The sequence below is a fragment of the Komarekiella delphini-convector SJRDD-AB1 genome (genome assembly GCF_014831675.1).
Taxonomy (GTDB): Bacteria; Cyanobacteriota; Cyanobacteriia; order Cyanobacteriales; family Nostocaceae; genus Komarekiella.
On the sequence record NZ_VJXY01000048.1, the window covers coordinates 49,428 to 56,895 of the forward strand.

Annotated in this window: 6 protein-coding genes and 1 pseudogene; 2 read left to right on the top strand and 5 right to left on the bottom strand. The window is 41.3% G+C overall.

The window, feature by feature from the left end; translation table 11 throughout:
- Positions 1-166: 166 nt before the first annotated feature.
- The 3 genes from FNW02_RS29645 to cysE all read right to left on the bottom strand — a co-directional run bounded on the left by FNW02_RS29645 (position 167) and on the right by cysE (position 4,280).
- Positions 167-2,248, bottom strand: coding sequence for an S-layer homology domain-containing protein (locus FNW02_RS29645; RefSeq protein ID WP_191761034.1), 2,082 nt, complete (start codon positions 2,246-2,248; stop codon positions 167-169).
- Positions 2,249-2,752: 504 nt separating this feature from the next.
- On the bottom strand, positions 2,753-3,343 hold the full coding sequence (locus FNW02_RS29650; RefSeq protein ID WP_191761035.1) for a Crp/Fnr family transcriptional regulator: 591 nt from the start codon (positions 3,341-3,343) through the stop codon (positions 2,753-2,755).
- Between the two features lie 211 nt (positions 3,344-3,554).
- Entirely contained in the window at positions 3,555-4,280 is a 726-nt protein-coding gene (gene cysE / locus FNW02_RS29655; RefSeq protein WP_191761036.1) for a serine O-acetyltransferase, read from the bottom strand.
- Positions 4,281-4,482: 202 nt separating this feature from the next.
- On the opposite strand from cysE, the gene FNW02_RS29660 reads away from it, so the two are divergent.
- The gene (locus FNW02_RS29660; protein WP_225225996.1) at positions 4,483-4,968 is read left to right on the top strand and encodes an RrF2 family transcriptional regulator; all 486 of its coding nucleotides are present in this window, start codon (positions 4,483-4,485) and stop codon (positions 4,966-4,968) included.
- A gap of 19 nt (positions 4,969-4,987) precedes the next feature.
- Positions 4,988-5,949 (top strand): annotated as a pseudogene (cysK, locus tag FNW02_RS29665) (cysteine synthase A).
- A gap of 119 nt (positions 5,950-6,068) precedes the next feature.
- Here cysK and FNW02_RS29670 read toward each other — a convergent pair.
- Both FNW02_RS29670 and FNW02_RS29675 read right to left on the bottom strand, forming a co-directional pair.
- Positions 6,069-6,710 (bottom strand): Uma2 family endonuclease, encoded by a 642-nt coding sequence (locus tag FNW02_RS29670; RefSeq protein WP_191761037.1) that lies wholly within the window; start codon positions 6,708-6,710, stop codon positions 6,069-6,071.
- Positions 6,711-6,876: 166 nt separating this feature from the next.
- Positions 6,877-7,356 (bottom strand): hypothetical protein, encoded by a 480-nt coding sequence (locus FNW02_RS29675; RefSeq protein WP_191761038.1) that lies wholly within the window; start codon positions 7,354-7,356, stop codon positions 6,877-6,879.
- Between the last annotated feature and the right edge of the window lie 112 nt (positions 7,357-7,468).

Sequence of the window (7,468 nt, forward strand, 5' to 3'; positions counted from 1 at the left end):
GGTTTTTTGTAGAGGCGTTACGTTGCTAGAAATTAATGTAGAGACATTGCATTGCAACGTCTCTACAGGATTTAAATATATCGTGATTAACGGCAGTTTTTTAGGGTAAGTTACGCTGTCGCTAATACACCCGACAAAAGTTACAGGTTATTAAATCCCCGTGTTCCTAACCATTTCCGCTAGTCTTCTTTCCTACTATCCACACAGGATCACCTGCTTTGATAGCACCGAAGTTAGCTGTTTTACTGCCGCTATTAGGCATATAGTATGGTGAAGGCAAAGCTCCTGAAAGTTTGAATTTAGGGTCAAGCTTCGTTGCCTGAGATCCCGCTGGTTTGATGTTGAAAAAGATGTTATTCGCTACACCAACCGACGCTCCCAGCGAATTATTGATTTCGTCAGATGAGTTATAGAAAATGTTATTACGAATCTCCTGATTATTACCATCCCCTTTAAAAAGACGGAAGAAAGGATCTTTTGAGTTTTTAGCATACACTGTGTTGTTAGTAAACTTGAAATTGTCCCTTTTCTCCCTAAAATGACCGACTATAGTAGGGCCACCTGTTTTTTCAAAGATGTTGTGATGGACATTCAAGTTTTGAAATTTAATTCCAAACGAAGCAAGGGGATAAGCACCTCCGCGAATATAGTTATGGTCAAATTCGATATTGTTGCTAGACACCTCGCAAGCATATAAGGGATTATCTGGCCCATACCAGAGATTATGATGTGCGTGGATGCTAGTTGGCTGTTTATTTGCAGGGGATGCTAATGACAGCGTACTGTTAAAGGTAGAGTTATAAATCTCGCAGTTGTAACAGTTTGCGTGCCAAAGCTCCAAAGCCATTTGTGGAGTATAACCGCTTCCCCAAGCGTTCCATTTATCGACTTTAATATCTAAGTTGTAAAATTTGACATTCCTTAAATCACTCTCTTTAAACTTGGAACCGCTGGGTTTCCCTACCCAATCCTCGCTAATTGTTCTCATTCCTCCGCCACCACGTTTTCTGGTGTCGATATTCATGTCATGCAAATTAACGTTTGTCAGGTTTCCGATGCCAAAAGCGTGTGATTGTTTGCCGCCTCCACCAGCAATCCGATTGTTATAAGAACTATCTGTAATGGTAATGTTGTAGATGTTGCTACCAGATACCCTCTCCATATCAATCGCTGTAGTAGCGTAGCCATTGAATGCCAAATCGTGAATCGTCAATTTATTGGCATCTTGAATATACATACCCAATTCATAGGCACGATTTTTGCCATCAAATTTTATGCGGCTAATAATTATGTTTTTAACTCCAACCAGCCGCAATTCTCCTGTGAGAGTAGTCGAATTAACTCCTGAACCGACAAGGTTGATTCCTGATGGTACTGAAACCTTTTTGCCTACATCAAAAGTCCCGGCTCCAATTTGAATAGTATATCCCTGGTCAGGAGGAACAGATGCGAAAGCTTTGTTCAGAGTACGCCAAGGTGAAGACTGTGTGCCTTTAGCTTGATCTGACCCTTTGGCATCTACGTAATAGTATTTAGATTTGGAGCTAGTACGACCTGCAATATACTGCTCAGGAATACCCGAAGCTTGCTCAGAGCTACCTGCTAAGGCTTGACACAAAAAAGCTGACACATCACCCCGACTAGCTAGTTTATTGGGTTTGAGGGACTTAACATCGGGATAATTGACGACAAGATTTTTTTCGGTTGCTGCTGCTATTCCAGCATAGGCATAGCCAGGAATTGTTTTTGCATCAGTAAAGTTATTATTTAGCGTTGTAGTGGCAAACTGAGTTGGAGAGTAATTTAAGCCACTAGCCAAAGCTACTAAAGCTTGAGCGCGAGAAATGTTTTGGCTGGGATTGAATACTTTACCGGGATAGCCTGACAAGAATCCTGTTTGAGCAGCTGTTTCAATCGCATTGTAGGCCCAGTAATTCGAGGGGACATCGACAAACTCAACTGAATTACGAGTCTTTTTTGCGTTGGGGAAAGCCTTATTAACCATTGCTGCAAACTCAGCTCGAGTCACAGAGGAATTTGGTCGGAAAGTACCTTCTGGATAACCACTGATAATACCTTTGTTAGCCAGTTGTGTGATACATGATTGAGACCAGTTACCTTGAATATCTGTAAATTTAGATTGAGCTAGTTTAGGAGCTGCTATTACCAAATGCGTAACAGCACTAATCACTATTCCCAATCCAACTAGTAAAGCAAAGCCAGATTGCCATTTGCGGACTCTAATCATTAAAATTATTACCTCAATTCATATTTTTCTGGTTTAAGCAGATACTAGTGCCACTAAAACATTCTAGAATTTTTTTTCCAATTCCTTGGGGAATGTATTCAAAGATATTCCTTTAAGCAATCACCGCAGATAGTGCATATATGTGATACATAGTAACAAAATTAAGGCTTAGGAAGTTTGGAAGTTGAACTGAAGCCGACATTGAGGCAGTAAAACAGTTCTTCAGTAAAGCACGCAACGATAAAAGTATGCAGTTATTGAAGAAATTAGCAACCACCACAAAGGTACATTTAGGAACAAAGTAATTGAGCCACGTTAAAGAGGAATTGTTCTACATCAAAGGTAATTACTTAGCTATTTAGGTATTTAATGATAGATAAGATTTAGCGATCGCACTGATCAAGGCAATGAAAGCTAGTAAGTAAGTATAAATAAACGCAGGTTTGTAGTCAGGGCTTCAGCCCTTAAAACCCCTTAAGTGATAGCTATAATGGTTGAAATAATTTAAATCTCATAGTACCAAATATCTTCTTCTCGCAGCACAATTCGATGCAGAGAGAGACGATCAATCAAGCCCTCCTGCTCAAACTGCCCCAGAATACGAGTAATTGTCACACGAGTTGAACCCAACATTTCCGCAAGGTCTTCATGAGTCAGACGCATATCTATTAAACGTCCCTTCTCAACTTCCGAACCAAACTTTTTGGATAACCATGCCAACAGCTTGATTAACATAGTATCCACTTTTTTATAACTACGAATAATCATCAATTCTTCAGCCTGTTGGATGTGAGTAAGTAGAGTTTCTGTTAGTTGCGGCCACTCTTCTAAAGGTAAGATGATCGCTTCAACTTTAGTCAGGCATTCTATCTGATGGGGTTCTAATTTTGACAAAGCTTTACCGACGATATCTCCAGGGCCCCACAATCCCAGCGCAACGGTTGTACCATCTTCTAAATAGGTAAAAGTCCGAACAAAACCCGCTTCAATTTTCCAAAGATTATTTTCATGTTCTGGCAAGAACGACCGACGTGTAAAAAGCTGCTTGGAATTTTTATTGAGTGGCTGAGCAAAGCTTGAGTATAAAGACACCATAATATATAAAACTATTTTCCGATAAACTAACCGTAGTATATATATATCAGGTTATGGCAAACTATTGTCTCCTCTACGAGACGCTTCTCTACGTTCGCGTAGCGTATTGTAGAGAGGCTCCGCTAATGCATAGCTTTCTTAAGAGTAGGAGTAGGCAGGGGAGCGTAGCCCATTAGGAATTGTAATTATTCGGTTACACCCCTGAAAATGCCTAAATTCCCGCACCATCCAGAAAATCTTCAATCATCCCATCAGAATTATTGCTTTTAGCTTTGTCGGCGTGTCCATCACCAACTTCTGTTAGGGACATTGCTGGAGATTCCATCTGCTCGAACTGTTTTTCTAGAGCTTTTACTCTTTCAAATAAAGCTCGAATCACTTCAGCTTCTACGTCCCGAACTTTATCATGATCCAGAACATTGCTACTCAAATTGTTCTGGCGAGTCACACGTCCTGGAATCCCAACTACTGTGGTGTTGCTGGGCACATCTCGCAACACTACCGAGCCTGCTCCAATACGGACGCGATCGCCAATTTGAATGTTACCCAATACCTTCGCACCTGCTCCCACAACCACATGAGAGCCTAGAGTTGGATGGCGTTTGCCACTTTCTTTACCAGTACCGCCAAGGGTAACACCTTGATATATCAGAGCATAATCACCGACAATTGCTGTCTCGCCAATCACTATTCCCATACCGTGGTCAATAAATACTCCCTGACCAATTAACGCCCCAGGATGGATTTCAATTCCAGTTAAAAACCGACTAATGTGGGAAATCAATCGAGGTATGAAAGGGACTCCCATTTTATATAGCCAGTGTGCCGTTCGATGGCACAGTAAAGCTTGGAGTCCAGGATAGCAGAACAATACCTCCAGCCAATTACGGGCTGCGGGGTCACGCTCAAAAATAGTCCGTAAATCAGTTAGTAGCATAGTTTCCAATTGAGATCATCATTGCTAGGTGAAGCTCGGAAAAGAAATTCAAATAATTTCCAAAAAGATTAGGCCATTGTTGGGGATTTTGTAAGATAATCTACGGTAAGACGATAGATTTATAGTTTATTTGTGGATAGTGGGATGCTATCACATCCGATACTTTGAAAAAATTAATTTAGCACAAAATGCGATAAATCAATTGACTAACCGTAGTATATTGAGTACAGACTTGAATAGCCAAAACTACGCTCTCCTGGATCTGTCTTCCAAGGTTGAATACGCGCTACTGGCACTTTTAGAACTGGCAAGCCATCACGGCAAAAAAGTTCCTCTGACCATAAGCGAAATCACTGCCAAGCAACCCATACCCGAACGTTATTTGGAACAAATTTTGACCAACCTCCGGCGTACTGGTGTGGTGCAGAGTCAACGCGGCTCTAAGGGAGGTTTTGTTTTAGTTCGTGAACCTTGGCAAATTACCTTGCTGGAGATTGTCACTTTAGTCGAAGGTGAGCGCAAAGAGAAAGAAAGCTCTGAACCTCCCACTCTCGAAAGGTCTCTAGTTTATGAAATCTGGGAGCAAGCTAATGCTGCTTCGATTGAGGTTTTGAGACGTCATACGCTCCAGGATTTGTGCCAAGAAAGAGAGGCTCGTGCCCAGCAGAGTCCAATGTATTACATTTAGTCAAAAAGGAGTACCAAATATGGGGATAGCGAAAGATATTACAGAGTTAGTCGGACGGACTCCTTTAGTTCAATTAAACAAGATTCCCCAAACGTCGGGAGCTGTGGCTCAGATTGTTGTGAAGCTAGAAAGCATGAACCCAGCGGCTTCTGTTAAAGACCGGATTGGGGTGAGCATGGTGAAAACAGCAGAGGAAGCAGGCTTGATTTACGCTGGAAAAACCACTTTAGTGGAGCCAACTTCTGGTAATACGGGAATTGCGCTGGCAATGGTGGCAGCGGCCAAGGGCTACCATCTTATTCTAACGATGCCTGACACAATGAGCCAAGAACGACGAGCCATGCTCAGAGCTTATGGCGCTCAACTAGAGTTAACACCAGGTGTAGAAGGGATGCGAGGGGCGATTGCTCGTGCAGAGCAAATTGTAGCTCAAACGCCTAATGCCTATATGTTGCAGCAGTTCGTAACCCCGCTAACCCCAAAGTTCACGCCCAAACTACGGCAGAAGAAATCTGGAAAGACACCGAAGGAAAGGTAGATATCCTTGTGGCGGGAGTGGGTACTGGAGGGACTGTTACGGGAGTTGCAGAAATTATAAAAGAGCGTAAGCCTAGTTTCCAAGCGATCGCAGTTGAGCCAAGTAGCAGTCCAGTACTAGTTGGTGGTCAATCAGGGCCTCATAAAATTCAGGGTATCGGCGCGGGATTTATTCCAGCAATTTACCGTGCGGAATTAATAGATGAGGTGATTCAGGTAACAGATGAACAGGCGATCGCTTACAGTCGCAGATTGGCAAAAGAAGAAGGATTACTATCAGGCATTTCTTCTGGGGCGGCTTTATATGCTGCTATTCAAGTAGCACAACGACCTGAAAATACAGGTCGCCTGATTGTGATGATACAGCCTAGCTTTGGTGAACGCTATCTCAGTACCTCACTGTTCAAAGACCCAGAAGAAAATGAATGGGTGAACAAAGTTTAATAAAAAAGGAGTTAAGAGAACTTCATTTTGAATTTTCTCCAAGCTGTTGGAAGTCTCATTATTTTTCACCAAAATCATTAGACTTTTCAAACACCCTTTTGGATTTTATTTTCAAACAATTATCCCTGAAATTGGCTTAATAACCAAGCACCAACTTGACCTTGATTCATCTGCCGAGTCCGCCGTAATGCATCATTTAGTAGAGAAATTGCCAATTCAGGCAATACTTGAGATTCAGTAATCCGTCTGCTACCTAAATTTTCTACTGCAAAAGCCATAACTTGGACATTTCGCACATCCACAATCCAGTATTCTTGTACTCCTAAATCCTCATACATTAGCCGTTTCTCACCTTGGTCATCAGCAAGTGAAGTATTAGCAACTTCTATTACTAAAACTGGTGGTGGGTAAATATCTAAGTTAATAATAGAAGTGCCGTAGGGAATGACATCAGCATTTTCTCCAATATAGTAAGACACATCGGGTTGAACTTCTTGAAATCCTATTTTCCGATATGTACAATTATCCTTACCATTTAGAGCAATGCCTTTAATGCTGGCAAACAGGTTAACAGCAAACAGAACTACTGTGTGGTCACTGGCATGGTCATTTCCTACTGGTGGCATCTCAACCCTCATTTGTCCATTATGGTAGTAGCACTTAGCTTTTTCGTACGCAGGACTTTCAACTGCTTGGATATATTCATCCCAAGTAGCTACTACCCAGGTATCAGTTGGTAATTTTGTTTGGATTTCGCTCATAAATTACCTCTAATAATTATGATTATTTTAGCTATAAATCATCGGAAATATTTATGTTCAAAAATATTAATAAATTGGCAAGCGATCGCTCTGTTTAAAATGCAATTATTTTAGCGATCGCTTCTGGTGGATTTTATAGTAAAAAAATGGCGATCGCTCTTTTAATTTATAAAAAATCGTCCCAATTGCCACTTATATCATAATCGCTGTCCTGATTACCCAGTCCAGTAACCTCGACTTTAAACCTCGTTCTGGAAGTTACTCTATGCGATAAAGTAGCTGTATTTATAGCATTAATCGTTGCATGAGCTACAGAAGTCCACCTACCAGAAGGTAGTTGTTTAAAAAGCTCAGCGAAGACGCTGCCTATATTTACTTTAATAATCGCTTCCACTCTTGTAGCTCTGGGTACAACTGTTGTTGCAATTACCGTCTCTCCTCCTTCGATTGGGCGCTGAATTGTATTACTCAGGCGGAAATTTAGAAGACCTGATAACGAAAACTCATCAGGTTTTGCAAATCCTACTGCAACTTCAAGAGTATTGTTTAGTTCTTCCAAAGTCTCATTTTGGAGTTCAGTTTCAGCCTCTATCGTAGGTACAGAAATTGCCTCTGACAGTTGAGGTATACTCCAGGGTAAACGCATCTAAGTATAGTACATAAATACTAAGAGAGATAAAGGCAGCGATCGCTCATGGTATAGAGGTTGAGCAATAAGGCTTTGATGGTAAAGTCATTGTAAAAGTAGCAATATTGCC